26 protein-coding genes are annotated in these 26,650 nt (G+C 45.0%); 7 read left to right on the top strand and 19 right to left on the bottom strand.

Going from position 1 to position 26,650, the window contains the following annotated elements:
• Nucleotides 1-200: 200 nt before the first annotated feature.
• The 9 genes from QTN95_RS00340 to htpX all read right to left on the bottom strand — a co-directional run bounded on the left by QTN95_RS00340 (nt 201) and on the right by htpX (nt 7,293).
• Nucleotides 201-731, bottom strand: coding sequence for a DUF3833 domain-containing protein (locus QTN95_RS00340; RefSeq protein ID WP_331415912.1), 531 nt, complete (start codon nt 729-731; stop codon nt 201-203).
• Nucleotides 728-1,276, bottom strand: a complete 549-nt coding sequence (locus tag QTN95_RS00345) for a chalcone isomerase family protein (protein ID WP_331415913.1) — start codon at nt 1,274-1,276, stop codon at nt 728-730. Before QTN95_RS00345 ends, QTN95_RS00340 begins: the two co-directional genes overlap by 4 nt.
• Nucleotides 1,230-1,751 carry a DUF2878 domain-containing protein gene (locus QTN95_RS00350; protein WP_331415914.1) on the bottom strand — a complete coding sequence of 174 codons (522 nt, stop codon included), beginning with the start codon at nt 1,749-1,751 and terminating at the stop codon, nt 1,230-1,232. Before QTN95_RS00350 ends, QTN95_RS00345 begins: the two co-directional genes overlap by 47 nt.
• Before the next feature lie 16 nt (nt 1,752-1,767).
• Nucleotides 1,768-3,015, bottom strand: coding sequence for a cyclopropane-fatty-acyl-phospholipid synthase family protein (locus QTN95_RS00355; protein ID WP_331415915.1), 1,248 nt, complete (start codon nt 3,013-3,015; stop codon nt 1,768-1,770).
• A gap of 15 nt (nt 3,016-3,030) precedes the next feature.
• Nucleotides 3,031-3,813 (bottom strand): DUF1365 domain-containing protein, encoded by a 783-nt coding sequence (locus QTN95_RS00360; RefSeq protein ID WP_331415916.1) that lies wholly within the window; start codon nt 3,811-3,813, stop codon nt 3,031-3,033.
• Between the two features lies 1 nt (nt 3,814).
• A complete protein-coding gene (locus QTN95_RS00365) occupies nt 3,815-5,092 on the bottom strand; it encodes an NAD(P)/FAD-dependent oxidoreductase (protein WP_331415917.1) in 1,278 nt (425 codons plus the stop codon).
• A gap of 10 nt (nt 5,093-5,102) precedes the next feature.
• Nucleotides 5,103-5,831: an SDR family oxidoreductase gene (locus tag QTN95_RS00370; protein ID WP_331415918.1), complete on the bottom strand. Its 729-nt coding sequence runs from the start codon at nt 5,829-5,831 to the stop codon at nt 5,103-5,105.
• A complete protein-coding gene (locus tag QTN95_RS00375) occupies nt 5,828-6,247 on the bottom strand; it encodes a nuclear transport factor 2 family protein (protein ID WP_331415919.1) in 420 nt (139 codons plus the stop codon). The genes QTN95_RS00370 and QTN95_RS00375 overlap by 4 nt, the downstream gene beginning before the upstream one ends.
• A gap of 182 nt (nt 6,248-6,429) precedes the next feature.
• The gene (gene htpX, locus QTN95_RS00380; protein WP_331416036.1) at nt 6,430-7,293 is read right to left on the bottom strand and encodes a protease HtpX; all 864 of its coding nucleotides are present in this window, start codon (nt 7,291-7,293) and stop codon (nt 6,430-6,432) included.
• A 308-nt stretch (nt 7,294-7,601) separates the two neighbouring features.
• Here htpX and QTN95_RS00385 point away from each other — a divergent pair, with 308 nt between their 5' ends.
• Nucleotides 7,602-7,769, top strand: a complete 168-nt coding sequence (locus tag QTN95_RS00385; RefSeq protein WP_269377266.1) for a hypothetical protein — start codon at nt 7,602-7,604, stop codon at nt 7,767-7,769.
• A gap of 52 nt (nt 7,770-7,821) precedes the next feature.
• Here the strand turns inward: QTN95_RS00385 and bioD are convergent, their stop codons facing one another.
• The 4 genes from bioD to bioB are packed head-to-tail and all read right to left on the bottom strand — an operon-like array spanning nt 7,822 to nt 11,492.
• Nucleotides 7,822-8,511 (bottom strand): dethiobiotin synthase, encoded by a 690-nt coding sequence (gene bioD / locus QTN95_RS00390; RefSeq protein WP_331415920.1) that lies wholly within the window; start codon nt 8,509-8,511, stop codon nt 7,822-7,824.
• Entirely contained in the window at nt 8,508-9,308 is an 801-nt protein-coding gene (gene bioC, locus QTN95_RS00395) for a malonyl-ACP O-methyltransferase BioC (RefSeq protein ID WP_331415921.1), read from the bottom strand. Before bioC ends, bioD begins: the two co-directional genes overlap by 4 nt.
• Nucleotides 9,308-10,453 carry an 8-amino-7-oxononanoate synthase gene (gene bioF, locus QTN95_RS00400; protein WP_331415922.1) on the bottom strand — a complete coding sequence of 382 codons (1,146 nt, stop codon included), beginning with the start codon at nt 10,451-10,453 and terminating at the stop codon, nt 9,308-9,310. The genes bioC and bioF overlap by 1 nt, the downstream gene beginning before the upstream one ends.
• Nucleotides 10,440-11,492: a biotin synthase BioB gene (gene bioB, locus QTN95_RS00405; RefSeq protein WP_138970287.1), complete on the bottom strand. Its 1,053-nt coding sequence runs from the start codon at nt 11,490-11,492 to the stop codon at nt 10,440-10,442. The genes bioF and bioB overlap by 14 nt, the downstream gene beginning before the upstream one ends.
• Before the next feature lie 132 nt (nt 11,493-11,624).
• On the opposite strand from bioB, the gene bioA reads away from it, so the two are divergent.
• A complete protein-coding gene (gene bioA, locus QTN95_RS00410; RefSeq protein ID WP_331415923.1) occupies nt 11,625-12,905 on the top strand; it encodes an adenosylmethionine--8-amino-7-oxononanoate transaminase in 1,281 nt (426 codons plus the stop codon).
• Nucleotides 12,906-12,965: 60 nt separating this feature from the next.
• Here bioA and QTN95_RS00415 read toward each other — a convergent pair whose 3' ends face one another.
• Entirely contained in the window at nt 12,966-13,640 is a 675-nt protein-coding gene (locus QTN95_RS00415) for a DUF2057 family protein (protein ID WP_331415924.1), read from the bottom strand.
• A 138-nt stretch (nt 13,641-13,778) separates the two neighbouring features.
• Nucleotides 13,779-14,747, bottom strand: a complete 969-nt coding sequence (locus tag QTN95_RS00420) for a porin (protein ID WP_331415925.1) — start codon at nt 14,745-14,747, stop codon at nt 13,779-13,781.
• A 516-nt stretch (nt 14,748-15,263) separates the two neighbouring features.
• On the opposite strand from QTN95_RS00420, the gene dinG reads away from it, so the two are divergent.
• The 4 genes from dinG to rsmS are packed head-to-tail and all read left to right on the top strand — an operon-like array spanning nt 15,264 to nt 18,877.
• The gene (gene dinG / locus QTN95_RS00425) at nt 15,264-17,336 is read left to right on the top strand and encodes an ATP-dependent DNA helicase DinG (RefSeq protein ID WP_331415926.1); all 2,073 of its coding nucleotides are present in this window, start codon (nt 15,264-15,266) and stop codon (nt 17,334-17,336) included.
• A 31-nt stretch (nt 17,337-17,367) separates the two neighbouring features.
• Nucleotides 17,368-18,147 (top strand): sulfite exporter TauE/SafE family protein, encoded by a 780-nt coding sequence (locus QTN95_RS00430; RefSeq protein ID WP_138970282.1) that lies wholly within the window; start codon nt 17,368-17,370, stop codon nt 18,145-18,147.
• 11 nt (nt 18,148-18,158) lie between these two features.
• Entirely contained in the window at nt 18,159-18,707 is a 549-nt protein-coding gene (locus QTN95_RS00435; protein ID WP_331415927.1) for a primosomal replication protein, read from the top strand.
• A complete protein-coding gene (gene rsmS, locus QTN95_RS00440; protein WP_331415928.1) occupies nt 18,707-18,877 on the top strand; it encodes a pleiotropic regulatory protein RsmS in 171 nt (56 codons plus the stop codon). The genes QTN95_RS00435 and rsmS overlap by 1 nt, the downstream gene beginning before the upstream one ends.
• Before the next feature lie 108 nt (nt 18,878-18,985).
• On the opposite strand, the gene QTN95_RS00445 is transcribed toward rsmS, so the two are convergent.
• Complete coding sequence (locus tag QTN95_RS00445; RefSeq protein ID WP_331415929.1) at nt 18,986-21,103, bottom strand: methyl-accepting chemotaxis protein; 2,118 nt, start codon at nt 21,101-21,103, stop codon at nt 18,986-18,988.
• A 209-nt stretch (nt 21,104-21,312) separates the two neighbouring features.
• Between QTN95_RS00445 and xthA the strand changes: the two genes are divergently transcribed.
• The gene (xthA, locus tag QTN95_RS00450) at nt 21,313-22,119 is read left to right on the top strand and encodes an exodeoxyribonuclease III (protein ID WP_331415930.1); all 807 of its coding nucleotides are present in this window, start codon (nt 21,313-21,315) and stop codon (nt 22,117-22,119) included.
• A 133-nt stretch (nt 22,120-22,252) separates the two neighbouring features.
• Here xthA and fabV read toward each other — a convergent pair whose 3' ends face one another.
• From fabV to QTN95_RS00465, 3 genes are all read right to left on the bottom strand, one after another.
• Nucleotides 22,253-23,455: an enoyl-ACP reductase FabV gene (gene fabV, locus QTN95_RS00455; RefSeq protein WP_138970278.1), complete on the bottom strand. Its 1,203-nt coding sequence runs from the start codon at nt 23,453-23,455 to the stop codon at nt 22,253-22,255.
• Between the two features lie 203 nt (nt 23,456-23,658).
• Nucleotides 23,659-25,950 carry an acyl-CoA dehydrogenase gene (locus tag QTN95_RS00460; RefSeq protein WP_331415931.1) on the bottom strand — a complete coding sequence of 764 codons (2,292 nt, stop codon included), beginning with the start codon at nt 25,948-25,950 and terminating at the stop codon, nt 23,659-23,661.
• 60 nt (nt 25,951-26,010) lie between these two features.
• Nucleotides 26,011-26,637: a TetR/AcrR family transcriptional regulator gene (locus QTN95_RS00465; protein WP_331415932.1), complete on the bottom strand. Its 627-nt coding sequence runs from the start codon at nt 26,635-26,637 to the stop codon at nt 26,011-26,013.
• Between the last annotated feature and the right edge of the window lie 13 nt (nt 26,638-26,650).

The raw sequence follows: 26,650 nt of genomic DNA on the forward strand, positions 1-26,650 counted from the left end.
GGGTTGGCGTTAAGGCGTCAACCCATTTTTATTTTGGTGAGCTGGATTATTAGCTCGCTTTAGGAACGAGTCCTGTCAACACCTTCAAGACCAAAAGTTGCATCATTTTCCTACCAACACTCACTGCCAGTAGGGTGAAGCCCGAGCCAGTTATCCACAAGCGAAGCGCTCCAATTTTCTCGCAGGGCGAAGCGTTGTGTTTATTGCTTCTGGAAAAACAGGGTGATCGTGCCTACCTCAATGCCAAACTTTTTGATTTTGGTAAGGTTGAACACATGTCTGTCATCTTGTCTGTATAACCAATCATCGAAGGTAACCACCACCGTTGATTGTTCCATCTTCAATTCAAAATCATACTGCCATTGCAGAGCATTACCAACTTCTCGTCCTGTGGCAACACCAATGATGTCATCGGCACGCCCTTGGTATTGACCACCACCAACCCGCTCGATTGACCAGATTCTCTGCGATGTCTCTCCGTCATCAAAAACGAAATCTTCAACTAAGGTCAGCACATTGCCCGCTACGCTCCCTTTGATGTTAACTTCGAAACGCCGCGTCTGTTTACTGGAGTAGTCCTGCACCATTCCCCAAGCCGTCGACTCTCCCTGAAAATACTCGAACAGGTCAAATTTAGGTTGAGTAGATTGGTAATCATCCAATTCCGCCGCACAGCCTAGTAAAAACAGGATTACCAGAGCGGCGATAGCCGCACGTAGCTGAGTTATCATTGTGCTCTCCCAATCAGGCGCTCTCTCAAGCTAGGATATTCAGTATCGGGCGAGAGCCAAATAGCCAAAAATGCATCATTAAGCTGTTCTTCCTCTATCACACCGATGAGCTTAATGCTCGCTTGCTGCTCAGAGAAATAAAACTGTCCCTGAACACCATCTGTTACATATGTCAAACTGTGTCCCTTCTTGATATTCGGGAAGATACTCGCTAAATACTCTGCCCATTGCTGGGTTTGTGTTGCTTGGTAGCCGAGCTTTTGCCATTGTTCTAGCGTCGCATCGATCAATTGCTGCTGTGAAATCTCTCTTTGGTAGGTGATAGATAGTGCCAAAGGATGCGGGGTAATATCAGGGTCAAGTGTATATCGCCCACTCGGTGTAAGAAGCTGAGAGTGGTAAATATCAAAGAAAAGCATCGTAAGTTGCGCTTGTCCTACCTTTGACCAATTGCGCCAGTCTTGTTCCACCCTGTCAGAGACAACAGAAGCCAACGCACTAGCTGTCACTACTAGATAAGTTACGAGTATCAGGATGATTTTCATATCCGTACACCTTAAAAATCAATAAGACCATAATGGTCCACTCAATTAACAAGATGCCTGCTGTTAACACTATCGGCAATCCGAAAGTCACCGCGTTAAGCTTCTCACCGGCACTGTAACTGAGTGCTCCACCAATTCCACCTATGACTGATACGATAGATAATGGGTATTGGCTCACTACCGGATATAAAAAATAGCAGTACCAGGCAAAAATAACCCATAGAGAGACTAACCATAACGGAAGGTACCCTTGCTCAAAATGCAAGAGTCCTAACGCCATATTAACCGAGTCTACGCTGATGCCCACTGCCACGATCACCGCGAGCTTTTTCCAAGCAAATTCGCTACGCATAGCGGTGATTAAGAGAGTAAAGGTGACTAACAACAACGTCAGCCAATGCCATGATGTTTGCCCAATAACAGCCACGAACCAGATAATCTGGAACCAAGTTGAGATGAGTATGAGACGCTTCATCAGCTCACTCTCTTTGTTAAGGACGTTGGAACGTCATGTGCACTGTACTGATCGATTTTGCTCGGAATCCGCCTTCACAATAGCAGAAGTAATAGTTCCACATGCGAATGAAACGTTCATCAAATCCGAGTTTATAGACCTGTTCTTGCGCAACATTGAAACGCTCATACCAGTGACTAAGCGTGCGTGCGTAGTCCTGTCCTATGTCAAACAGATCTCTTAGTACCAAGTCACTATGCTTAGTGGTGGCTTGAGTTAAAGCGGTGATTGAAGGAAGAAAACCACCCGGAAAGATATACTTCTGGATAAAGTCAACGTTGTTGCTGTAGTAGTCATAACGTTGATCTGCAATGGTAATTGCTTGTATCGCCATCAGACCACCAGGTTTGAGTAACGATTGGCACTTCTGAATGTACGACGTCAAAAACTGTTTGCCAACCGCTTCAATCATTTCGATCGAGACCAGCTTGTCAAATTCACCTTCAAGCAAACGATAGTCTTTCTTAAGTAACGTGATTCTATCGGTCAAGCCTTTCGCCTCTATGGCCTGTTTCGCATATTGGTATTGCTGCTCTGAAATCGTCGTTGTCGTAACATGGCAGCCATATGTTTCCGCCATATAGATCGCCATTGCCCCCCAACCTGTGCCGATTTCGATCACGCTATCGTTCGCTGTCAGCTTGAGTTGCTGACACAAACGTTCCATCTTGTTGATTTGCGCTTGCTCTAAAGAGTCACTGTCATCGTTAAACACAGCAGACGAGTAGAGCATTCTTGGGTCGAGAAATGTTTGGTAAAGGTCATTGCTCAGGTCATAGTGCGCTTCGATGTTTTTGGCTGAATTGGCCACCGTATTTCTGTTTAACCAATGGCTGACTTGATAAGTAAGCTTGGACAACAAACTAGAACGGCTCTCTATAGAGTCTAACGCTGACAAGTTGAGTGCCATCAACTCCATCAGTTGAGTAAGGTTAGGGCTATCCCACCAACCATCCATGTATGCCTCACCCGCAGCAATACTGCCCCCCTTGAGCAAACGGGCATAAAAGCCCGGATTCTTTACTTCTATGATAGCGCTGGGTTGACCTTCTTTAGGCTTGCCAAACTGCTCTCTTACGCGCAGTGCTGGTTCATCACTAAATGATTCAATCACAGTTAAAGAACCAACTTGTAGCTTGCAGAGACAAGAAAATGCGATATTTCGGGCTGTTTTTTGTACTGAACTTAACTGAACAGGCAAAGCCAGTGTCTGTGAGTTAATCATGTCATCGGTTCCTTGTTATTTTTTTAGTTCCGCGCCGCTGTTATCCGTTGAACTGTCAAGCCCTTGTTGATATTTCGGATGAGAGTAAAACGGTGCACCTTTAATCCAGAGCTTTAAAGCGTGCCAATAAATCCCTGTCATCACTTTTACTGCCATTATGGGTGTAACGATCAGGTGCTTGAGTAATACTTTTGAATTAAAAGGATGTTTGTTCATTTTAAGCGTAGCATCAAACTCCTTACTCTCTCGGTGACAAGCCAAGTGAACAGATAACTTGTCGCCCAGAGGTTTGATGTTCCAGTGGTATTGCTGTTCTAGCGGATTGAATGGCGAGACATGAAATGCTTTGCTGTGAGTCCAAGTATTCCGGTCATCAGCATCGAGCAGATAGTAGTGGCGCTCATTCCAAGGAGTATTACTGACTTCCGCAAGCAAGTATCTCCAATGACCTTGTTGGTCGTAAATGTAGTAAAAGTTCACCGGACTGAAGTAAATGCCAAAGTATCGAAGATGGATGACCGCTTTCACGGTTCCTTGAATCGGTTCTCCACCCAGCTGTTGAACCTTACTCAATACCGCTTGTTTTAAGTCCCCACTACCGAGATAGTCTTGGCGCTTAAACCTCGCCCAATGCCACCATCTCTGACCAAACCCCCACACTCTCTGTTGCAGAGCGTCGAGATCATCCAGATCAAGACAAGGCATAAATAGATGATAGTTCAGCGCATGTTCAATGGGCGTAAAACGACGATGTCGGACGTTTCCAACCAGCAAATGGTTACGCTGTTCCAAGGACATCTTAAGCCGCTCCCTGAGATTGAAGGGTTTCACTGGCTAAACGTATTCCTCTCACTACATCCAATCCACTGCGAACGCCATCTTCATGGAACCCGTTGTACCAATACGCGCCACAAAACCATGTCCGAGACAAGCCATTAATTTCATTGCGTCTTGCCTGAGCGGCCATCGAGTCGCGGCTAAACACCGGATGGTGGTAGACAAAACTTTTCAGTATTTTGTCTTTGTCTATCTGATCGCTACTGTTTAAAGAAACACAAAACGTTTTTGGCGCTTGGATGTGCTGTAGGATGTTCATATTGTAGGTCAACGTAGGTGGTCGAGATTGCTCTTGCTCACCACCATCCAACCAATAGTTCCATGATGCCCATGCCGCTTTTCGTTTTGGCAGCAAAGATTCATCCGTGTGAAGAACGACTTCATTTGGCTGATAGGCTAAATCGGATAAGATTTCGCTCTCTACTGAGCTGATATCAGCCAACAAATGCTTAGCTTGATCGCTGTGACAAGCAAAAATCACTTGGTCAAAACGTTCGGTTTGACCATTAACTCTAACCGTAACCCCAGCTTGATCACGACTCACTGACTCGACCGGACTATTGAGTCGAATCTTGTCCGTAAACCCTTTAGTCAATGGCTTGATGTACTCTCTAGATCCACCTTTAATCACATACCATTGAGGTCTGTTTGTCACATCAAGCAGTCCATGATTTAAGAAAAAACGCGCAAAAAACTGGAGAGGAAACGCTCTCATATCTGCGAGAGTTGAAGACCAAATGGCCGCCCCCATTGGTAGAATATAGTTGTCGCAGAAGTAATCGCTAAAACGGTGAGAGGTCAAGAAGTCGCCTAAGGTGTTCTCGCCCGTTGTTTGATCAACACACTCTTTGACTAGGCGGTTAAATCTCAATATTTCAAATATAAATGAGTAAAACTTAGGATTTAGCCAGTTTCTCTTCTGTGCAAATAAGGTGGTTAATGTGTGGCCATTATACTCAAGCCCATTACTGTCATTTCGGACGCTGAAGCTCATTTGGCTTGGTCTTCCTTCCACGCCAATCTCATTCATCAAGGCGATAAAATTCGGGTAGGTTCGATCGTTATAAACGATAAAGCCCGTATCAACGGAGTAGCGACTACCCTCAAGTTCGACGTCAACCGTCGCGGTATGCCCTCCAATATAATCATTCGCTTCAAACAAGGTTACATCGTGGTCACGACTAAGATAATAACCACACGTTAATCCAGAAATTCCACTGCCTATAATTGCGATTTTCATATCGTTACCTCTATCCCTGGGCGAGCAACTTTGCAGTCAGAGCATTTTGCCAACGGTATGGCAATGCACCAATCAATCGCAAAATTGATGTAAATTTAGTTGGAAAATAAATATGGCCTTTGCCCTTCGCTAAACCATGACGAATCTGTTGGGATGCTTGTTGCGCAGTCACCATCATTGGCATATCAAAGGTGTTCTTATCTGTGAGTGGTGTTTTCACAAAGCCTGGGTAGACTATCGAAACATCAATTCCCTGTGGTTTTAAGTCCAACTGTAAAGTTCTAGCGAGGTAGCTGACCGCAGCTTTTGACGCACCATAGGCTTCCGCTCTAGGTAACGCGACTTCACTGGCGATAGAGCCAATAATCGCCACCCTATGCCCCGCGCTGAAATTCGGCTGACACGCGTGGATAGCATTCGACAAACCAATCACATTGATATCGAAAACTCTCTTAATGAGTTCAGCGTCCAGTTGCCCATCTTCGATGTACTCACAATCACCCGCATTGAATATCCATAACTGGGGCGTAATCGGCAAATGAGACAAAGCCGTTTTGGTCTGCTCAAGGTTTGTTTGATCAAAGGTTAGTGAAGAGATCGACGTTGACGTCTCAACCATTTCATTGAGAACGGCAGTGTTACGTCCACAAGCAATAACATGCCAGCCATTTTCAGCGTAATCTTTGGCTAACTGATAGCCAATACCCGATGTCGCACCCGTAATCAGAACGCAGTTCATTGGCCTAACCTCTGCTTGATGCTTTTTATAATTGAGCCAAGTAACGGTAGGTTCTCATACAGCATTTCACCCAAATCAAAATAGTCTCTGTGGTAGATGACTCGCCCTTCAGAAAACTTAATATGACTAACGCCATTGACATAAATCACCGTACCTTTTGATAATTTTGGATGCTCTAATGCCATTCGCCAAGTGAGAAACCCACTATCATCCGTTTGCTGATGCTCCTGAATCTCAAAATCACAACGTGTCACGTTTTTGTAGAGTGTCTCAAAATAGCGCTCAAGCGCGTCCCAACCTTCCAAGCGGTGGGCAGCATCTTCAAACACCACTTCTTGATGATAAACATCCGACAGAAGGTGAAGATTTTCCTTGTTCAGTTGTTGATATACCTTGCTTACAGCTTGGACATCCATATGTCACCCCCTAAAAGCTATACATAAATTTTATTTGTATAACATGTAAATCATAGATGAAAAATTAAAGTTGTACAAAAATGATTTTGTATAACTTATGGCTTTTGTACGTAGGATTTTTCAAACGGATCAAAAAAGGCTTGGTTATAAACCAAGCCTTTTCAAATAATTATAGCGACAGATTAAGAATTGCGCAGTGCAGCAATACGTTTGTCTAGTGGAGGGTGGCTCATTAGTAGTTCTGTCATTGAACGCTTACCATTGATGCCAAACGCCATCATAGAACCTTCTAGCTGTGATTCATGACTTACTCTAAGACGTTCTAGCGCTGCGATCATCTTGTGCTTACCAACCAACTGTGCGGCACCTGAATCTGCGTGGAATTCACGATGACGGCTGTACCACATGGTAATAAAGCTCGCTAGGAAACCGAAGATGAGTTCTAGTACCATACTGACACCAAAGTAAACCATCATATTACTACCACCTTCTTCTTCATTGTCGTTCGACGCAACAAGGTTAGCGATAAAACGAGACAAGAAGATAACGAAGGTATTTACAACACCTTGCATCAGGGTCATGGTAACCATATCACCATTGGCAATGTGGCTAACTTCGTGCGCAAGCACCGCTTCTGCTTCATCACGAGTCATGTTGTGCAATAGGCCTGTCGAAACCGCGACCAAAGAGTCATCTCGTTTCGCACCTGTTGCAAAAGCATTGATATCCGCTGAATCATAGATGGCTACCGTTGGCATGCCAATACCCACTTGCTCAGATTGACGACGCACCGTTTCTAGCAGCCAATGTTCTGTTTCGTTACGCGGACTCTCAATAACCATGCCTCCCACTGAACGCAATGCCATACTCTTTGACATTAGCAATGAGATAAACGAACCACCAAAACCAAATACCGCGGCCATCACCAGTAACCCTGAAAGGCTGCCTGGTTGCATGCCTGTCACTGCATACACAATGTTGAGGACAACACTTAATACCAGTACAACAGCTAAGTTGGTTACAAGGAATAACATTACTCGCTTCATTACTTTTCTCCAAAAACGGAAGCTTTTTCTCTGTGCTGATGCATTCAAATCACGACCAGCTTGTTCTTTACCTAATAGATATAGTCTATCCCTTTTAATATCAAGGTTAAGCAGCAAATTGAAACATTTGATTTCTGGACGCAGCAAATTTCTCAATTTCATTACAATCAATGGATTAGCGCCATAATGTATCGTCAGCTTTCTCAACACCACGAGGCGTTAGACTTTGGTCGTATTGAGAGTCCAATCAAACATGCTAGATTTACTACTGATCCACTCCATGGGACATAGGGATAAGGGACAAAATCATGGTTGAAACTAACGACTATCAAATGGCTATTGATCTGTTGTGCTGCCACTTAGGGATCTCGGAAGATGAGGCAAAGCAGCAGTTAGGTATCTCTGTAGACAATCAAACACAAAAACGTATTGCAGAGACTCAAAGTGCGCTGATGGGGCTTAATCAAGAGCGATAATGCTGTTGACCAAATGCAAAAAGGGCTGCCAATGGCAGCCCTTTTAATATCTCTAACAGTCGCCCTTTAGCAAAGGCGTCACATCAATATACTTTGCAAGCCCTTTGCGCTTCACGCTTGGAACGTAAGGTATTTCACCAATTTTCGGCGCATCAATTTTTTGCTCTAGCATCTCAATGATATCAGCATAGTGCTCTGTGCCTGGGTTGATCCGGTTTGCGACCCAGCCGATGACTTGTAAACCGTCCGCTTTGATTGCATCGAGCGTCAACATTGCATGGCTAAGACAGCCAAGTTTAATACCGACCACAAGGACAACAGGCAGTTTTTCCTGCTGCACCCACGTTGACAAACAATCAGAGTCCGATACAGGTACTCGCCAACCGCCAGCGCCCTCAACTAACACGATATCCGCATTTTTCTTGTGCTGTGACAGCTTATCACTCAGTACGGCGTAATCGATGACGACTCCTTCTCGCTTAGCTGCAATATGTGGTGACGCTGGCAACGCTAGTGCGTATGGGTTGACGTCATCATACGCCACTTCCAACGTAGCGGCTTTTTGCAGATAGAGCGCGTCCGAGTTTCGCAATCCAAACTCCGTTTTTTCGCAACCCGCAGCGACAGGCTTATAGCCTATGGTTTTTAAATCCTTTTCCGCTAGCGCGTTTAAAATCGCTTTAGACGCAACTGTTTTTCCAACATCGGTATCCGTACCCGCAATAAAAAATGCATCAATCATAGATGAATAACCCCTAAACAGACCTGATATGTTGCAGGCAGAAGACCCTGATGATTTTGGTTTGTTTGATACTCTTGTTCGACACGTTGTAACGCTTTGCGACCAGTCAAGCCATTTGCCCTGCCACCCACATGCGTTGCACCAATGCCCTTAAGATCACGCATTAAAGAAAATGCCGTCTTGTACCAAACCGTAATGGTCGGTAAGTCTAGTTGATGCGTATGGCATTCAGATTGCGCTAACGCAATTTTTACCTGATTGACTGAGATAAATTGATTCACGTGTTGATATGAATCAATTTTGCTCCACGCTTGTTTTAGCTCGTTTAGAGAACCGTCGAGTAAAGTCGAAAAATAAATTGAACCTAGCGGTTTTATCACTCGACGCAGCTCACGAAGTGGCACGGATAAGTCATCACACCACTGTAGCGCTAAGCTGGAAAATGCAAAATCAATGCTATGATTTTCAAATGGCAACGCTTCGGCATCTCCTTGCAAGTACGTAGCCATCTCACCACAGCGCTGTTTAGCGGCGTCGAGCATCTGTTGCGACAGGTCAAAACAGATCACCGTCGCACCACGTTTTATCAGCTCTAATGAGAAATAGCCTGTCCCACATCCCAAATCCAATACCGTTTTACCCGTAAGATCTTGAGGCATTTGGGCCAACACACGTAAGCCCACATCACGCTGAAACTCTGCATGTTGATCGTACGTTTTGGCTGCTCTGCCGAATGCATCAGCAATCGCTGCTTTGTCGTTGACACGGTCAGGAGTAATCAATACCGCTTGTTCCATTAATCCACTTCCTTCAAAGCTGTTTTTAGCTGATTTGCCAATGCTCGTATGTGTGCTTTTTCATGGCTAGCCGTGAGAGTCACGCGCAGTCGTGCACTACCAACAGCAACTGTAGGGGGACGGATCGCCGTCGCCCAGATACCGTTAGCTTTGAGCTGTGATGCGATATTGATTGCCTTTTCACTACTACCAAGAATAAATGGCTTAATCGGCGTTTGAGTTGCACAGTAACCTTGTTCATTCCCTAACAGAGAATGGTAATACTCAGAGAGTTCGCACAATTTTTCTCTTCGCCATGACTGCTCCTGAATCATAGTGATCGCTTGAGTTAAGGCCACAGCCTGTGCAGGGGGCATCGCGGTCGAATAGACATGATGTCGGGCAAACTGAGTTAAATAGTCCCCCACCTCACGGCTACACATAATTGCAGCTCCAGATAGACCCAATGCTTTACCAAAGGTCACGACCAACAAATCAGGCTGAATCCCCGCATGATGGCAACTGCCACGACCATCTTTACCAAGCACACCAATACCATGAGCATCATCAACCGCAAGCCAGGCTTTTTTACGTGTCACTGAATAGATATCTGCCAATGGTGATAAATCACCATCCATGCTAAAAACCCCTTCTGTGACGACCAAAGTATTGCCATCAATGGAAGAGCAAAGGTGGTCAACATCGTTGTGTCTGAAACGCTTCATCTTCGCAGTCGACAACATACCAGCTTCGATCAGTGAGGCGTGATTGAGCTTATCTTGTAATAGCAGGTCATCTTTCTCTAATAGTGCAAATAGCATGGCTTGATTGGCAGAAAATCCCGAGCTAAACAATATCGCCCTTTCAAACCCCAGCCATTGGCATAAGCTCTGTTCTAGATCGCGATGAGCAGAGCTATGACCCGTCACCAATGGCGATGCACCACTACCGTTGCCATAACGCTCTAGGCCTAGCTGCCACGCTTTGGTTAACTCTTTATCCGCGGCTAACCCAAGATAATCGTTGCTGGAAAAATTAAGGTAACTGTTACCTTCGTGAACTAAGTGGGTACGATTACCTTGTTCTATATTGAGTAAAGTACGGCTTAAACCCTGAGTTTTACGTTGCTCAAGGGCTTTAGCAATTCGAGTATTAAACGCCTGCATCGTAGAATAAGTCGTCTTTCGTTGGGCGTGCAGCCACTCGTTCTACAACTCGATCAAGAAGATCATTCTCTTCGATTTCATCGGGCTTCTGAGACACTTGCTGGCTATTAATGCCAAGCTTATCGAACAGAAGCATATCTTTGTCTTCAGAAGGGTTTGGTGTTGTCAGCAGTTTACAACCATAGAAAACGGAGTTGGCCCCCGCCATAAAGCACAGCGCTTGCATCTGCTCATTCATGTTCTCACGACCAGCAGACAGGCGTACCGCAGACTTAGGCATCATGATTCGAGCAATCGCTATCAGACGGATAAAATCGAATGGTTCAACATCTTCTACCTTCTCTAGTGGGGTACCTTTCACTTTGACCAACATATTGATTGGCACACTCTCTGGGTGAGTAGGTAGGTTTGCCAGTTCAACAAGCAGGCCAGCACGATCATTGGCATTCTCACCCATACCAATAATACCGCCAGAACATATCTTCATGCCTGCATCGCGAACGTGAGAAAGTGTATCCAGACGGTCCTGATAAGTACGAGTAGTAATAATGTTGCCGTAGAATTCAGGTGAAGTGTCTAAGTTGTGGTTGTAGTAGTCTAACCCTGCATCGGCTAAAGCTTTCGCTTGATCCGAAGTAAGCATACCCAGCGTCATGCAGGTTTCTAACCCCATCCCTTTGACGCCCTTAATCATATCGGTCAGATGCGGCATATCGCGTTCTTTTGGGTTTTTCCATGCCGCTCCCATACAGAAGCGGGTCGAACCTGCATTCTTAGCCTTCTGCGCTGCATCTAAAACACGCTCGACTTCCATCAGACGCTCTTTCTCTACGTCCGTTGTATATCTTGCGCTCTGGGGGCAGTATTTACAGTCTTCAGGACAAGCGCCTGTTTTTATCGAAAGCAAGGTGCTGACTTGGACATGGTTGTGCTGCTGATATTGACGATGCACCAGTTGCGCTTCAAATAGAAGATCCATGAATGGCTTATCCATAAGTTCTCTAACTTGAGCAACTGTCCAGTTGTGACGTACTTCCACGGGGCTTCCTTTAATTATTGTCAGTTTGAATACTTGGCTAGTCTACTGACACAAGGTAGACTGTCAACACCCAGCAATTTCAAAAGTTTACACTTGATTAATTTTTAATCATTAGGATTTCAGGAACTGAACATGGATCTCGCTTTCGACCGCCGTCATATCTGGCATCCCTATACTTCAACGCTGACACCTCTGACCTGCTACCCAGTTGTTTCCGCCAAAGGAGTCATGCTGCAATTAGAGTCTGGTGAGCAGCTAATTGATGGCATGTCATCATGGTGGTCTGCGATTCATGGATACAATCATCCTCATCTCAATGCTGCCGCACATAGCCAAATTGATAAGATGTCTCACGTTATGTTTGGCGGGATCACTCATGATCCAGCGATTAACCTGTGTAAAAAGCTACTCTCATTTGCACCAAATAATCTTCAGCATGTCTTTTTGGCCGATTCGGGTTCTGTCGCGGTGGAAGTCAGCTTGAAAATGGCGTTGCAATACTGGCATGCAAAAGGTCAAGTGAGACCTAAGTTCCTAACACTCAGAGATGGCTATCATGGTGATACGTTTGCTGCAATGTCGGTGACAGACCCTAACAACTCAATGCACTCTTTGTATAAAGGATTTTTGCCTGAACACATCTTCGCCTCTTCTCCAAAAACCGGCTTCTGGGAGCAGTGGGATGAAGCTGATTTAGCCGACTTTAAGCACAAGCTCGCTCAAAACCATTCTCAGATAGCGGCCGTGATCCTAGAACCTATCGTTCAAGGCGCTGGCGGAATGCGAATCTATCATCCTCAATTTCTTAAAGGTGTTAGAGAATTATGTGATGAGTTTGGCGTGCTATTGATTCTTGATGAGATAGCGACTGGCTTTGGTCGTACCGGAAAAATGTTTGCCTGTGAGCACGCTGAGATATCCCCTGACATTCTATGTGTAGGTAAAGCATTAACCAGTGGCTACATGACGCTATCAGCAACGCTAGCCTCAAGTGATGTTGCGGATACGGTATGTGGCGGTGATGCAGGTTGCTTTATGCATGGCCCTACTTTTATGGCCAACCCGTTGGCCTGCGCAGTCGCGACTGCCAGCATGGAATTGCTAGAGCAAAATGAATGGCAGCAGCAGACAAAGCAAATCGAACAGCTTTTTTCTGAGTTACTGCCTAAGTTAAAGCAGCACAAGTTGGTAGAAGACGTTCGCTGGCTTGGTGCCATTGGCGTGGTTGAAACCACGACGCCAGTCAATATGGAAACGATTCAAGCACTGTTTGTCGAGAAAGGGGTTTGGATCCGCCCATTTGGCAAACTGATTTATATGATGCCGCCGTTCATTAGTGAACCTGAGCATATAGAAGCATTAGTAGATGCGGTTGAATGTGCGTTGAATTGTGAAGAATGCTTTAGTGGTTAACAGTTAAGTTTCGAGCTGCGAGTGACTAGAAGCTTGCAACTCGAAACTTCACACTGTTTATTACTCTTGGTCAATCATCCAACGGCGGAATTCTTTACGCTCTTGTTGAGAAGATTTTAGGTACCAAGCTTTTAGTTGTTCAACATTGCTTGAGGCAACAGGTTTAGCTGGAGACGTTTTTTCAACTTGACTTGCTGTTGATGTAACAGCTGTGCTTGTAGTCGCTACTGCAATAACTTGAGCTTCTACAGGTTTGTCAATTAGCTTGCCACCTTCAAAGAAAATTCCTTTTGACTGGTTGTACTCTGCAACTAGCTTATCCATGGCTACGTATGGAAACAAACTTCCGTTTGAAGGCAACAAGTCTTGAGTATAGTTCAGAGACTGGCCATCTTGAGACAGTTTCCACTCTGGCTGTTCTGACTTGAAAGCATTTACCGCTTCTTGGGTGCTTCTCGCTGTTGGGTGATCAATAACGATATCATTACCTGTCACGTTGAAATTAATAACGTATGGATAAGAAGTAAACACTTTTGCAGAATTACCACGACCTAGTTCTTTATCCATTTGAACAACCAATTGAACACTCCCTTGAGGTATATCCAATTTACCAATTTTGGACTCAGACTGTTCACCATTTATGTAAAGAACCGATAAACCTTTTGCTGGGGTTAAGACTGCAGCACTTGCTGTAAAAGAAAACAGCGCACAAAACGTTAGCATCCATTTCATCATAAAAATCTCTTTAATTCTGCGACAATTGGGGTTGATTTTAACAGCAGCTTAAACAAGTTAAAAGTAATAAGCCATTGTTATAAAAAATAAAAAGCCACCCCAAAGGGTGGCTTCGTGTTATTAATCAAAGACTTTCAATTAGAAAGAAGCTTTGATACCAACACCGTAACCTAGGTCAGTGTTGTCTTTGTCGTTGTCACCGATCTCTACGTAAACAGTAGTGTTAGGTGCAATACCGTAACCCGCGTTTAGGAACCACTGATCGAAGTCTTTTGTAGCTGCATCGCTGTAATCAGTTGTGCTGAAGCCACCAGCGAATGTAACTTTGTTCCATGTGTAGTCTGCAGCAACTGCTAGAGTATCTACATCAGAAGAAGCACCAGATTCTTTAGTGTCTACTTTGTAGTAACCTAGTTCTAGGTTTAGGTTTTCGATACCAGCGTAGCGAATCTCACCAGCGATTAGAGTTTCTTCTTTGTTTAGAGCAACAGAATCGCTGTCTACACCTTTAAGCTCTGCATCACCGTAGAAAACTGTGAAGTCGAAGTCAGCTACACGGTAACCAACTTTAGCGTCGAAGTAGTGACCATCTTCGCCAATAGCATCTTCATCGTGTTTGTCTTGGATTAGGCCTAGACCTGCGTAGAAAGAGCCGTTGTCGTAATCGTAACGTACTGCTTCATCACCACCGAAGCTAGCATCGTTGAAGAAAGAGTTAACACCGAAAAGGTAATCAGAACCGATACCAGCGTCGTCAAGTTGAGTATCTAGTTTACCAACTTTTAGAGTACCGTAAGCGTTGTGGTAGAAACCGAAGTAAACGTTACCTACAGAAGAGTTACCTTTCGCACGGTCATCGTTGTCACCAGAAAACTCAAGGAAAGCACCAACTTGGAAGTCGTCGTTTACAGCGTAACGAGTGTCGAAACCGAAATCAGCATCGTCGATCTCTTGCTTAGTGATTTGGTCTACGCCGATATCTTTTAGGTAACGTACTTCTACATCACCAGATAGGTTAACAGTTACACCGTCTTGGTTGTAAAGTTCGATTGCTTGAGCAGACGAAGCTGCTGCTAGAACTGAAAGAGCTACTAGAGTCTTTTTCATAATAATCCACTGCCTTTTCTATAGAATGGGAAATCCTTGTCCGGTTCCCTTTATGTTTTTTGATGATGATTCCTTCCTCTAATGGGTCGGATATCAACGTCACTAAATTTCGAGGTCTAGATTGCAAAAGATTATTCGGCGTGTCAAATATTCTAAAAACAGAAAATAAAAAAACATTTATTCATTTAAAATCAATTGTTTACATAAAATTATGGGCAATTTTCGAGCGACTTCATAACTTTTAGCCTCGCAGTATCGAAAACTTAACAAACCATCAATACAGCATATAAACCCTAAAACTACATACTGAAACATAAAAATCAGAATATTATTCCAGTCAAATCCCAAGTTTGGCGTGATATATTTTTTACATTTAGAATTAATTGTAAGTATCTGAAGGTTCAGTTTTTTTTTGTGAAGAAGATCCACATTTCGTTATTAAGGATTCTATTTCGTGAACTAAGTAGCGTTTAGCAAACTGTGCTATGATGCGCCACCCGCAATACAGGTCACAATATGAATACCAGTAAAATCCAACAATCCATTCGAACGAGTTATCAAAACCTCCAATCTCAGCTTGAAAACTTTGTGCCTCGTCGAGCTCAGAATTACCTCGTTGCGGAGATAGCGAAAACATTATGTGGTGAGTATCACAAATCTACCCGTATGCTCGTTGCAGAAGCTGGGACTGGAATTGGTAAGTCCCTCTCCTATTTAATGGCGACCATCCCTGTCGCGATTCATAACAATAGAAAAGTGGTCATATCTACTGCGACAGTGGCTTTACAAGAACAGCTGGTCAATAAGGATTTACCTTTATATCGCCGCCTGACTGATCGTGAGTTCTCTTTTATTTTAGCGAAAGGACGTCAGCGCTATTGTTGTGCCGAGAAACTTGCAACCGCCAGTGGCGTTGATGGTGGTCAGTTAGCCATGTTCGAGACAAAACCTAAGAAGAAAGATATCGAACAACTCGAAACAATGTACCGTTCGCTAGCGCAAAATAAGTGGGACGGCGATAGAGACTCCTGGCCTAAGCCAATCGCCGATGATATTTGGCAATTAATCGTTAGCGATAAACATAGCTGCAACAATAGTATGCCAGCGCATCGCAACTGTCCGTTTCAAAAAGCGCGCTCTGAAATGGATAAAGCAGATGTCATTATCGCCAACCATAGCTTAGTCATGGCTGATGCGGGCCTTGGTGGTGGTGTCATTCTGCCTGAACCAGAAAATACAATTTATGTTTTTGATGAAGCGCATCACCTACCACACGTAGCCAGGGACCACTCTTCTGCCGCAGCAAGCCTGAAGGGCGCGGCTAGCTGGCTAGAACGCCTTAACCAAGCGGTGACGAAATTTGCCAATATGGCAGACGAAAAACGTGTCGCTCGATTTCGAAACGAACTACAAGACTCAGTTCAGCAACTGATCCCATCGTTAACTCAGCTAGCAACTCGCTTTGATCCCGCCCATTTCGAAGAAAACATTTATCGTTTTGAGAATGGCGAGTTGCCTCAGTGGCTCACAGAGGAATCTATAGAACTCAAAAAACTCAGCCACAAAGGTTCGCTAGCAGTCGCAAAAATTGCAGACCTGATTGCCGAACGAGTTAAAGAAGGTGAACTTTCAAATCGATTGGCAGAGCCAGCTCTTGCTGAACTGGGATTTTATATCCAACGTATGGATAATCTCGCTCAGGTATGGAACCTAATGGCCGAACCACAAAGGGAAAAAGGTGCGCCGTTAGCTCGCTGGTTGGAAGTCAGTACAGAGCGCGAAGGCGACTTTATCGTCAACGTTTCACCTTTGGAAGTAGGCTGGCAACTTGACCAGCAACTTTGGAGTCGTTGCATTGGCGCGGTACTCACTTCTGCCACTATGCGTGCTTTAAACTCGTTTAGCTTTTTCTGTCGCCAAGCAGGCATCAGTGAAAAGGGCGAAGATGGTGTGCGATTTTTGGCTTTAGCATCGCCTTTTGACTATCAGAATCAAGCGGAGCTCTATGTCCCTAAAATGGCGTATGAACCGCAATCGCCACAATTCACTGAACACTTGATTGAAAAGCTGCCTAATTTAATTGCAGACAAAAAAGCCAATTTAGTCTTGTTTTCTTCATACTGGCAGATGAATCAAGTCGCGCAAGCCCTCTCAACCGATTTCGTAAAAAGAGGCTGGGCACTGCAAGTTCAGGGTAAGGAGTCGCGCTCAGAAATACTCAAAAAACATAAAACCTTAGTTCAATGCCAAAAGACCAGCGTTTTATTTGGCACTGGCAGTTTCTCGGAAGGATTAGATTTACCTGGTGAATTGCTAGAAAACTTGATCATCACCAAAATCCCTTTCGCTGTACCGACTTCACCAGTAGAGCAGGCGCATGCGGAATACATAGAAAGTCGAGGGGGAAATCCTTTCATGCAGATCACGGTTCCTGAAGCGAGTAAAAAATTAATCCAGTCTGTCGGACGCTTGCTGCGTAAAGAGAGGGATTCTGGTAAAGTCATCATTCTCGATCGTCGCGTGATCACCAAACGCTATGGCAGCGCCCTACTCGATTCACTGCCACCATTCAAGCGGATCATCGAATAAGTATCCGTATTTATATAAGAAGAACTATTTTATGGAATTGTTTGAGCCAACCGTACTGTTGGTGTTGGCACTGGTTGCTTTCCTTGCTGGGTTTATTGATGCTGTTGCTGGTGGGGGTGGTATGCTGACCGTCCCTGCACTACTGTCATTAGGTTTACCACCCCATATTGCATTAGGAACGAATAAATTAGCCGCCACCTTTGCATCATCAACCGCGGCTTTTACCTACTACCGTAAGAAGCTATTTAAGCCAAGTTGCTGGAAACGTGCTTTCTTCTCGACTTTGATCGGAGCAATTATCGGCACCTTGGTGGTAGACCTCATTAGTACACAGTGGCTGGAAAAAATTCTGCCATTGGTGATCCTCGCCGCGGCTATTTATACCATTTGGCATAAAACCCCTAGCACGGTAAAGAACGATACGCCTCAGCCTTGTCCAGTACTTAACAAAAAACAGTACGCGCAAGGTTTGACTTTAGGTTTCTACGACGGTGTTGCAGGCCCTGGTACTGGCGCGTTTTGGACAGTAAGTTCGATGGCCCTGTATCGTCTCAATATTCTTCTTGCTTCGGGGCTGGCCAAGGCAATGAATTTCACAAGTAATTTTACTTCATTAGTTACTTTCGCAATTCTGGGGCATATCGATTGGGTACTCGGATTGACTATGGGTCTCTGTCTCATGGCAGGGGCTTTCGTCGGCGCACATTCAGCAATACGATTCGGAGCCAAGTTTATCCGACCAGTTTTTGTTACAGTCGTAAGTATCTTAGCCGTCAAACTGGCCTACGAAGCTTGGTTTGTTAATCTATAGTTGAGAACGCCATGAGCAAATTCAATCAGCTTCAATCAACCTTGGAACAGCTTGCTGTCGATGCTGCTGCACTCGACCGCAAAAGGGGCGAGCACCACCAGCCACTATTTGACGAACGACTGTTCCAAAGTCGTTCCAAATTGCTCGTTCCATGTGTTAAAGAGACTCAAGGGACTCTTGAAAGCATCATTAGAGAACAGACCGCCGGCAAACTAACGGCACTGCGAGCGGAATATCTAACGGAGCGTTTGCTCTCACAAGTAAGCGCGCTACAACGAGAACTCGCAACCACAAAGATTCGTAAACAAGAGCCTAAGCATAAAAGCCACTTTCAAAAACCGATCAACGAGCTATATCAAAATCTTGCTCAGCATCAGGAGTGGGAGCGTCGCTTACTTGAAATGGTTCGCGACAAGGAGCTGGCTCTACAGTATGCTCCTCCGTTTCAACAGCAAGCGGCACAGCAAGCTTTGATTGCTACCGAGCAGAGACTTAAACGCTGCCAAGAAGCCAAACTGAAAGTTGAAAAGCAGATAACCTATCGTGAAAGGAACCAATAATGTCGTCGACCAATGAAGGACTTGAAAACGCTCCGGATGAAATCAAACTAGCGGTTGATCTTATTTACCTCTTAGAAAGCAACGAAGTAGAGCCAGATATCGCTTTAAAAGCACTGCAAATTGTTCAATCGGATATTGAGAAGAGATTACGACAAACTCACGCAGATTAAGAACGATTAGACCAATACCGATTGGATAAGCTGATCTTGCCACAACAATGAATAAAGGGCTTCGATGATTCGAAGCCCTTTTCGCATTTATCTGATCATGGCTCAGCGCTACACTTTAAACTGATTGACCAACTGCTGTTGTTTATCAGACAAGTCGCCAATTTGCCTACTTACCATCTCCGACTCTTCGGCTTGAGTTAAGATTTGAGCACTTAAATCACGAATATTACTCACGCTTTGATTGACCTCTGCGGAGACAGATTGCTGCTCTTCAGCCGCTTTCACTATTTGCGTATTCATATCGTTGATTGACGCGATAGCTTCAAAAATTTGGTTCAGTTCTGCTGCAGCATTCTGAACTTGCTGCGCGGAGTCATTCGCTAAGTCATTTCCGTCTTGGATTGCCTTAACCACATCCCGTGTACCATTTTGCACGTTCTCTATCACTTTACGGATTTCACCCACTGACTCTTGAGTACGGCTGGCTAGGTTTCTGACCTCATCAGCCACAACCGCAAAACCGCGCCCTTGTTCCCCCGCTCGAGCCGCTTCAATCGCGGCATTAAGAGCAAGCAAGTTAGTCTGTTCAGAAATACCCTCGATAACCGATAGAATGTCCGTTATATTCGCATTGTTTGCTGCTAACTCTTCCACAACAGGTACAGCAGCCGTCATACGATCAACTAATCTAACCATTTCCGTTTGAGACAGCTCAATAACACGTTGCCCAGTCGCAGCGGCTTCATTAGCCTGCTCTGCTGCCCTCACTGCGATTTCAGCGTTTTGAACCACTAGGCTAGCAGTTTGCGTCATCTCTTCAGAAGCAGTCGCCACGAGATCGACTTCTTTAAACTGTGAATCACTGCTGGTGCGAGTTTGCTGTGCAGCTACACGAGACTGATGTGTGGTGGTACCGATCTGAAGCGTCGTGTCCACCACATCACTGATGATAGACTGTAATTTATCAAGGAATTGGTTAAAGCCAATCGCTAATCGGCCAATCTCATCTTGAGATTTAACTTCCAATCGTTGCGTCAAGTCACCTTCACCAGACGCAATATCATTCAAGCGCACCACCACTTCTCGAATAGGCTTCACTAGACGTGACGCCGCGACCGCGATAGTAGCAAGACCGAGTAGCATCAAAGCTGCACCAGCGATCACTTCAGTTTTTACACTTGAAGCCACTTGTTCGCTAATAATGGTATCCAGTGCTTCCGCATCAGCCAAGACACTCTCACGCGGCATGTCAAACAACACACCCCATGTCTGGTTAGCCACCATGATAGGCGCAAAAACATTCAGCCAGTTACCATCACTACTCCACTGAGTTTTCACCTCTTGACCAAACAACAAATCGGTCAATTGATCGCTTGAGACAATATCACTGCTATAAGGCTGACCAATGGTTTGAGTCACATCATCGCTTGCAATTAAAGAACCGTCGAGGCTGACTAAATTAATCGAACCCGTGCCAGAGAAAAGCAGTTGGTCAGATTCCGCAACGATATTTGTGAGGCTATCAAGACGCAAATCGATACCGAAAAACCCAATGGGGGTATCGTCGAGCATGAGCGGGACAGATATTGAACTGGTTAAGAAAGTAGTTCCATCTTGGTTAATTAACCTCGGCGTGGTCACACACGCGGTGCTGGACGCCATAGGGCAATAAAAGCGTTCACTGTTGATCGCGTCAGCCAATACCGCTTCTGACAGTACATTAGCCACAACGTTTTCGCCATTTTGCGATGTTAGCCAGTAAGGAGCAAAGCGACCAATTTCATTGGAGCCGACATACTCAGCATTCTCGTAATTGCTGTCTTCGTTATCGAGCATATTTGGTCGAAATACTAAGTAAGCACCCTGAATGGTCTCAAAACTCAATACAGAGCGGCGCACCATCTCATCTAAAGCGGTTCGCAGCTCTTCACTGTCACCGAAATTCTCTTCACTTAACGTCTTTTGAAACATAGCACTGGATGCCAGCATTTCTGCACGGTAGAGCGCTTCGTTCAAAAACTGAGTAACTTCTGTGGCATTGAGCAAGGCACGTGTCTCAACAATCTGTTCAGACTTATTAATCACAGATTGAGAACTTTGCTGCTTAATTTGCTGCTGATTTGATACAGCGTTATAGACAGAAAAGCCGATCAATGAGAGAGATGTGATAAGAAGACAGAAACCCGCTAAGAGCGTGATTTTCCACTGCACTGATAACGTTCGCATAATACATCCTTTTAGCAAACTCGGTGTTTTGAAGAGGGTTAATTAGCCCAGAGGCACAGACGAATTACACCACATTTGAATCGGTTATCAAACGAAAGTTTAAAAATATGTTAAATAAACACCAAGTAACTTTATCGGCTTTCCACCGTTCGTCTATTTGATGCTAGTATTGGCCAGACAAGAATTCAAATAGCCAAAAAGGGAACTCAATGAAAGTCATTTCCTTCAACATCAACGGACTTCGCGCCCGCCTGCATCAACTCCAAGCAGTTATCGACAAACATCAGCCGGACGTCATTGGTCTCCAAGAGATTAAAGTTCACGATGAAGCATTTCCATTAGAAGATGTTGAAGCCATGGGTTACAAAGTCTACTTCCATGGTCAAAAGGCGCACTATGGCGTTGCAATGCTATGTAAAAAAGAACCTTTATCCGTTCAGAAAGGCTTTCCGACAGACAGTGACGATCATCAAAAACGCATGATCATGGTCACGATTGAAGACGATAATGGGCAGCCAGTTACCATTCTCAATGGTTATTTCCCTCAGGGTGACAATATTAACCATGAGAGCAAATTTCCATACAAGCGCCAGTTTTACGCTGATCTCATGACTTATCTCAATGACCACCATAATAATGAAGAACAGTTGGTTGTGATGGGCGATATCAACATCAGCCCAATTGATGCCGATATTGGTATTGGCGAACCTAACCGTAAACGTTGGCTACAAACGGGTAAGTGCTCATTCCAACCCGAAGAGCGCCAATGGCTTAAGACATTACTTGATTGGGGCTTTGTTGACACCTTCCGTCAGATCCACCCCGACGTAAACGACCGCTTCTCGTGGTTTGATTACCGTTCAAAAGGTTTCCCAGATAACCGCGGCCTACGTATTGATGTGGTACTAGCGACGCCTAAGCTGGCAGAGAAGTGTATCGAGGCAGACATTGACTATGAACTACGCGGGATTGATAAACCGTCTGATCACGCGCCGATTTGGTCGACGTTTGAATAGAGAGAAGCGAAGCGCTCTAAACTCTCGCAAACAAAAAGGGTTGGTGCGTAGCACCAACCCTTAAGTCGTATCTCGGAGCGAAGCGTTCTAGCCTCTCGCAGGGCGAAGCCCGTTCTCGAAGCTATACTCTCTATCAAATCTCGATAAAGTCTGCTTCTACCGCTGGATTCACATCCGCGTCGTAATCAACACCTTCAACACCGAAACCAAACAGTTTCAAGAACTCTTCTTTGTACTCAACGTAGTCAGTAAGCTCTTTTAGGTTCTCTGATGTAATTTGTGGCCATAGGTCACGGCAGTGCTGCTGAATGTCATCACGTAGTTCCCAGTCATCCAGACGCAGACGGTTCTTGTCATCCACTTCAGGTGCTGAACCATCTTCTTTGTAGAGACGCTGGCTGAACATGCGGAAGATCTGTTCCATACAACCTTCATGCACGCCCTCTTCACGCATTTTCTTAAATACCATCGCGATGTAAAGAGGCATTACCGGAATTGCAGAACTTGCTTGAGTAACGACAGACTTAAGAACCGCTACGTTTGCTGTGCCACCTTGAGCTGCAAGTTTCTCGTTAAGAGCGGCAGCAGCGCGGTCTAGGTCCATTTTTGCTTTACCTAGCGCACCATCCCAGTAGATCGGCCAAGTCAGCTCAGTACCGATGTAGCTGTACGCAACCGTCTTACAACCGTCTGCTAGAACACCCGCTTCAGAAAGAGCATTGATCCACAATTCCCAATCTTCACCGCCCATAACCGTAACAGTGTCGTTGATCTCTTGCTCAGTTGCCGGCTCTACGCTCGCTTCAATGATCACGTCTTTGTTTGTATCTACCGCAGTAGATGTGTACGTATCACCGATAGGTTTTAGAGATGAACGGATCACTTCACCCGTTTCTGGCATCTTACGCACTGGAGAAGCCAGTGAGTAAACCACCATATCAATCTGACCTAAGTCTTCTTTAATCAGATCGATCGTTTTCTGCTTAGCTTCATTTGAGAAAGCATCACCATTTAAGCTTTTTGCATAAAGACCTTCTTCACGCGCAAACTTTTCAAAAGCAACTGAGTTGTAAAAACCCGCTGTGCCAGGCTTCTTCTCCGAACCTTCTTTCTCGAAGAAAACACCAATAGTAGAAGCACCGCCACCAAATGCCGCAGCGATACGAGAAGATAGGCCGTAGCCACTTGAAGCACCAACAACAAGTACACGTTTAGGTGCATCTTTGATTGGGCCTTGTGCTTTAGTGTAAGCAATTTGTTCTTTTACGTTAGCTTCACAGCCCATTGGGTGCGTAGTAGTACAGATAAATCCGCGAATTCTAGGTTTGATGATCATATTCAACTTCCTTAACAAAACCCCGCTAGGATAAAAGTTTCACCCGCAGTTCGCATCTAATTTCTGTAAAAATGTCGGTAAAATGCAAGTGGTTGGAGCACTTTCAGTCAGGATTATTAAATTGTGCACAAAATAAAGGCACCTACTGGAGGTGCCTTTAAAAATGAGCAAGTTTTTATCTAGAGTAGATGAAATCGTCTAGATCACGCTGCACTATCAAGCTTTGCTTTTGACTTTTTTGTCTCACCATGAGTACGAACTTCGCTGAAATCATGGCTAAAGTGGTCAACTTGAATCGCTTTGTAACGCAATTGGTCTGCTGCTAGAATTTGATCAACTTCTTCCTCTGTTAACACATCGGCTTCAAGCGCTTGTGCCAGACGATCTTTCAGTAACCCTTTACGAGCCACTTTACCCTCTTTCGCTGCGCGCATCAGTTTACGCTCCAACCCCTTCACACCATACATCGCGAGGAATGCATTCTCCATCAGACCAACACTGTCGTTTTCATCTTTGCCTATGTAGCAAAGGTGAGTCAATCGGTCACGATGAGCGCCAGGAGTCATTAAACTTTCAGCCAATCGAACCGTTAGGTTGTCGCTTGGTTTCTGGTAGTGGTTGCCGAGTGGGAAGATCAAGCCTTTCAGCAGACGACCAACCGCTTTCTGAGGGTAGTTAGTGAACGCTTCCTGTAACGACTGCGCAGCATGGTACAGACAGTGCTGAACAGCGTAGTGAACATAATCTAGGTCTTGTTGCTGACGACCTTCATCTTCATACTTCTTCAGTGCTGCTGATGCTAAGTACAAATACGCCAGAACATCGCCCAAACGAGCAGAAATCATCTCTTTGCGCTTCAAATCACCGCCTAAGGTTGCCATCGCGATGTCAGCACTCACTGCCAGCGCTCGGCTTAAACGAGTCATCTCTTTGTAGTACTTCTGAGTTGGACCACTCATGTTCGCCTTGATAAAGCGTGAACCAGTCAATGCCGCGCCAAACGCACCAAAGGTGTTCTTCATCGCATGACCTATATGCTTGAACAGCAGATCGTCGAACTCTTTTGCGCCTTGCTTCTCATCTGGGTTAGCCGCAGCTTCCATCTCTTTGAGTACGTAAGGGTGACAGCGTGTCGCACCTTGACCAAAGATCATTAAGTTACGAGTCAGAATGTTAGCACCTTCTACCGTAATCGCGACTGGGATACCAAGGTATGGCGCCGCCAAATAGTTCATTGGGCCATCTTGGATTGCACGACCTGAGTGAATATCCATAGAGTCATTCAGAATAGTACGCGCCATCTCTGTCATGTGGTACTTAGCGATTGCAGTCACAATGCCCGGCTTCTCTTTTAAATCAAGCGACGTGGTCGTTAGTGTTCGGCTTGCTTCAAGAAGGTAAGTTAAACCACCGATACGGCCTAACGCTTCTGCCACACCTTCAAACTTACCAATCGACATACCGAACTGCTTACGAACGTACGCATAAGCACCCGTGGTGCGAGCAGTTAAGTGTCCCATTGCCGTGCCTAGCGCTGGCAGTGAAATACCACGGCCTGCTGACAAACACTCAACCAACATACGCCAGCCTTTACCTGCGTAATCTTGACCACCAATTAGCCACTCCATCGGAATAAAGACATCTTTGCCGCGCGTTGGGCCATTCATAAATGCGAGACCAAGTGGATCATGACGCTCACCAATCTCAACACCTTTGTGGTTGGCAGGGATAAGGGCACAGGTAATACCCAGCTCTTTCTTGTCTCCCATTAAACCGTCTGGATCGTACATTTTGAATGCCAGACCAAGAACTGTCGCAACAGGTGCTAGCGTGATGTAACGCTTGTTCCAGTTCAGACGAATACCTAGAACTTCTTTGCCTTCATGTTTGCCGTAACAGACAATACCGTCATCCGGAATACCGCCAGCATCTGAACCCGCTTCTGGACCAGTCAACGCAAAACAAGGAATATCTGTACCGTTAGCGAGACGCGGTAGCCAGTAATCTTTCTGCTCTTGAGTACCGTAGTGGGAAAGAAGTTCACCCGGACCTAACGAGTTTGGCACCATCACAGATACGGCAGCACTGATACTGCGTGTCGCGATGCGAGATACGATCGTTGAGTTCGCTAAAGACGAGAACTGACGACCACCGTACTCTTTAGAAATGATCAGAGAGAAGAAACGCTCTTTGCGTAGGTATTCCCACACTTCTGCTGGTAGGTCGCGATCTTCTTTCACAATTTTATGATCGTCGAGCATCGCCAACAGCGTTTCGAGCTCATTGTTCATGAACGACTGCTCTTCTGACGTCAGCGTAGGTTTCGGGTACTGGTGCAACTTATTAAAGTCTGGTCGACCAGAGAACAGCTCTCCGTCCCACCATACGCTACCCGCTTCCATTGCTTCTTTCTCAGTGCTAGATAACGGAGGCAGCACTTTTTTAAACATTTTGAAAGCTGGGTCACTTACCCATTTTTGTCTTAGAGAGCTCATAATCAGATCCTTTTGTTCACTGTAGGGTGGTCCAATATTTTTGTTATTTGTCTAATCAGTTTATTCCGCAGCGACGCCTGCTGCTAAATATGGAATCAGTTGGTCAACGACAGATTTTGCATCCATCGCTTTACCGTAATCATTTTCTGCGATTTCCAGTAAGGCCTGACTTGAAGCCATGGTGAATACGCAAGTACCTAAGGTAAAGTGCAAACGCCAGAACAACTCTTCCTGAGTTAGTTTTGGATTCGCCTTCATTACCGATTCGGTAAACAACGATAATGTGTCTTGATAACGAGTGGTGATAAACCAACGCAAGTGTCCCTGAACATCGGTGTAACCACGACCAATTAACAACATAAAGCGACTGGTTCCATTCGGTCTTACGTCATTTAAGTTACGTAATGGAGAGCGTAAAGACTCAAACACGTCAGCCATTTTATAGCTGTCATTAAGGTTAAGGTTGATGAGAGCATCTTGCACCGCTGGCATAAACGCCTCTAAATAACGATTCAATACCGCTCTTACCAAAGTTTTCTTATCGCCAAAGTGATAATTCACAGAAGCTAAGTTAACGCCAGCTTTACTGGTGATTGTTCGTAAAGAGGTATCTTTAAAACCGTGTTCTGCAAACAAGGCTTCCGCTACATCAAGGATTTTCTCTTTGGTTGAGTTTCTCGCTGGCATTTCAATCACTCGT

The sequence above is a fragment of the Vibrio sp. M260112 genome (assembly GCF_036533775.1).
Taxonomy (GTDB): domain Bacteria; phylum Pseudomonadota; class Gammaproteobacteria; order Enterobacterales; family Vibrionaceae; genus Vibrio.